The 3,071-nt window shown below is 60.3% G+C and carries 4 protein-coding genes; all 4 read right to left on the bottom strand.

The window, feature by feature from the left end:
* Window positions 1-57: 57 nt before the first annotated feature.
* Genes H096_RS24905 through H096_RS24890 form a run of 4 tightly spaced genes read right to left on the bottom strand, consistent with a single transcriptional unit; the run spans window position 58 to window position 2,970 of the window.
* Window positions 58-1,011 carry a D-2-hydroxyacid dehydrogenase family protein gene (locus H096_RS24905; RefSeq protein WP_033901999.1) on the bottom strand — a complete coding sequence of 318 codons (954 nt, stop codon included), beginning with the start codon at window positions 1,009-1,011 and terminating at the stop codon, window positions 58-60.
* A 26-nt stretch (window positions 1,012-1,037) separates the two neighbouring features.
* A complete protein-coding gene (locus H096_RS24900) occupies window positions 1,038-2,039 on the bottom strand; it encodes an alpha/beta hydrolase (RefSeq protein ID WP_033901998.1) in 1,002 nt (333 codons plus the stop codon).
* A 44-nt stretch (window positions 2,040-2,083) separates the two neighbouring features.
* Entirely contained in the window at window positions 2,084-2,527 is a 444-nt protein-coding gene (locus H096_RS24895) for a YqaA family protein (RefSeq protein WP_033901997.1), read from the bottom strand.
* Complete coding sequence (locus H096_RS24890) at window positions 2,524-2,970, bottom strand: DUF411 domain-containing protein (RefSeq protein ID WP_033901996.1); 447 nt, start codon at window positions 2,968-2,970, stop codon at window positions 2,524-2,526. The genes H096_RS24895 and H096_RS24890 overlap by 4 nt, the downstream gene beginning before the upstream one ends.
* Window positions 2,971-3,071 lie beyond the last annotated feature (101 nt).

The raw sequence follows: 3,071 nt of genomic DNA, 5'->3' as shown, positions 1-3,071 counted from the left end.
CCGCTCGCCACAACAAGCCCGCTCGCCAAAAAAGTGCGAATGCTCCGAAAGAGTGCGTCAGCCCAGCACGCGAATGGGCGCTCCCTTGGCCCACGCTTGAATGTCTTCGATCATCTGGCCGTAGAACTGTTGGTAATTCTGTTCGCTCACATACCCCACGTGCGGCGTCGCCAGTACGTTCGGCAGGCGGCGGAACGGGTGATCCGCCGGCAACGGTTCCTCGGCGTACACATCCAGCGCGGCTCCCGCCAGGCGTCCGTTTTCCAATGCCTGTACCAGCGCCGACTCATCCACAATCGGGCCACGTGCGGTGTTGACCAAGTGCGCGCTGGGTTTCATCCACCCCAGTGCCTCGGCGTCCACCAGCCCACGGCTGCGGTCGCTAAGCACCAGATGAACGGTAAGAATATCCGCCTGTTCAAACAACGCCTGCTTGCTGACCCAGGTCACGCCCGATTCCGCCGCGCGTTCCGGCGTGAGGTTTTCACTCCAGGCAATCACCCGCATGCCGAACACCTGGGCAAACTGCGCGACTTTCTGGCCAATGCTGCCCAGGCCGAGAATACCCAGGGTCTTGCCATGCAGATCGCCGCCCAGGCCAATCTGCCAGTGGCCGGCGCGCAAGGAATTGGCCTCGGCCAGCAGATTGCGGGTGGACGCCATGATTAGAGCCCAGGTCAATTCCGGTGCGGCGTGTTTATAGCTGTCAGTGCCGCAGACCGTAATGCCCAGCGCCTTCGCCGCAGGAATGTCGATGGCCGCGTTGCGCATGCCGCCCGTTACCAGCAGCTTGAGCTTTGGCAAACCTTGCAGCAGAGCCTTGTCGAAAGTGGAGCGTTCGCGCATCACGCAAATCACCTCGAAGCCCCGCAGACGTTCGATCATGGTGGCGGTGTCCGCCGGGTAATCGTGCAGGAAATGCACCTGGCCCACGGCCTCAAGCACTGACCAATCCACCACGCCACTGGCCACGTTCTGCCAATCATCAATGACTGCGATCTGTACCGACATTCACGAGTGCCTCGAAAAAGGTTGAATTAAAGGGCGTTTAAACCCTGCAACAGCGCTTGATGAAACTGGGCCGGTTCCTCCATCTGCGGTGCATGCCCCAGACCCGGGAACTCCACCAGGGTTGCATGGGGAATCAACTTGGCCACTTGCTTGCCCAGCACGGCGTAGTCGCCGAGCTTGGCCTTGACTGCCGGCGGCGCAATGTCCTTTCCGATGGCGGTGTTATCGGACGTGCCGATCAGCAGCAGCGTGGGCATTTGCAGGTTCTTGAACTCGTAGTACACCGGCTGGGTGAAGATCATGTCGTAAATCAACGCCGAGTTCCATGCGACCAGGGTATGCCCTGGGCCGTTGCTCAGGCCGGCGTACATGTCTACCCAACGCTCGTACTCGGGTTTCCAGCGCCCGACGTAATAGGTGTTGAGCTGGTATTTGCGAATGCCGTCGGCGCTGACGTTCAGCTCACGGGCATACCATTGGTCGACGGTGAGCGAGGGCACGCCCAGTGCCTTCCAGTCTTCCAGGCCAATCGGGTTGACCATTGCCAGCTGTTCGGTCTGCTCGGGGTACATCAGCGCGTAACGCGTGGCGAGCATGCCGCCGGTTGAGTGGCCGATAACCGTGGCCTTTTGAATGCCGAGTTTTTCCAGCAGTTGATGGGTGTTGGTCGCCAACTGCTGGAAACTGTATTGATAATGATCGGGCTTGCTGGAGCTGCAAAAACCAATCTGGTCCGGCGCGATCACCCGGTAACCGGCATCGCTCAACGCCTTGATCGAACCTTCCCAGGTGGCACCGCAGAAGTTCTTGCCGTGCATCAACACCACGCTGCGGCCGTTGGCCTGTCCTTTGGCGGGCACGTCCATATACCCCATCTGCAGGGATTTGCCCTGGGATTGGAATTCGAAATGCTTGAGTGGGTAGGGGTATTCAAAGCCTTGCAGCTCGGGACCGTAGCTGGCGGCAAAGGCGGGTGCGGTGCTGACGGCGAGCAGGCCGGTGATGCAAAAAGCGCGGATCAGGGGCATTGGCAAGGCTCCGAGAAGGGTGCTCGGATGCTGTTGCGGGACGATTAACTGGGGATTAACACCCAGTGCAAGGTCACGGCAGCGAGTACCCCATAACGGACGCTTTTGGCTAAAGTCACCAACAGCAGGAATCGCCACAACGGCTCACGCATCACCCCGGCCACCAAGGTCAGCGGGTCACCGATGATCGGCATCCAACTGAGCAACAACGTCCAATGGCCCCAGCGCTGGTAATGGTGACGAGCCTTGTCCAACTGCTTGTCACTGACAGGAAACCAGCGCCGCCCCTTGAAATGCTCGACCCAGCGTCCGAGCCACCAATTGACCACCGAGCCCAGCACATTGCCCAGCGTGGCAACGCCCAGCAGCAACCAGAGGCTGTAATGCCCGCTGAGCAGCAGGCCCACCAGCACGGCTTCGGATTGAAGTGGCAGCAGTGTTGCGGCGCCAAACGCCGCGAAAAATAGCCCCAGGTAGCCGGCGATCATTGCGCCGGGTATTCAGCCACCACCACATCTTTGCCTGCACGGGTCAGGCCGATGACTTGATAGGCCTCGCTGCGGCCTTCGACTTCCATGCCCGGTGAGCCCATGGGCATGCCCGGCGCGGCCAAGCCCAACAGGTCATCGCGTTTACGCAAGGCCAGCACTTGCTCGGCGGGCACGTGGCCTTCGACGAACTTGCCGTCGATCACGGCGGTGTGGCATGAACCCAGGCGCGGCGCCACGCCCAGGCGTTGTTTGACGGCGCTCATGTCGGCTTCGACGTGGTCATTGACCTTGAAACCATTGCTTTCCAGGTGGCTGATCCACTTTTTGCAACAACCGCAGTTGGCGTCGCGGTGCACGTCGATGGGAATCAGGTCGGCAGCCTGGGCCAGGGTGGTAGTGAACAGGGCTGACAGCAGGGCCAGGCGCAATGAGGTTTTCATAGGAACTCGCGTGTAGGAGAGGGCCGTTGGGATGGCGGCGATCATGACGCCGTCATCGCAGGCAAGCCAGCTTGTGTCTTCAAGATCTCTTAAACTCAGAA

Source organism: Pseudomonas sp. FH1, from assembly GCF_000510895.2.
Classification (GTDB): domain Bacteria; phylum Pseudomonadota; class Gammaproteobacteria; order Pseudomonadales; family Pseudomonadaceae; genus Aquipseudomonas; species Aquipseudomonas azotoformans_A.
This window is presented reverse-complemented; position numbering and strand designations above follow the sequence as displayed.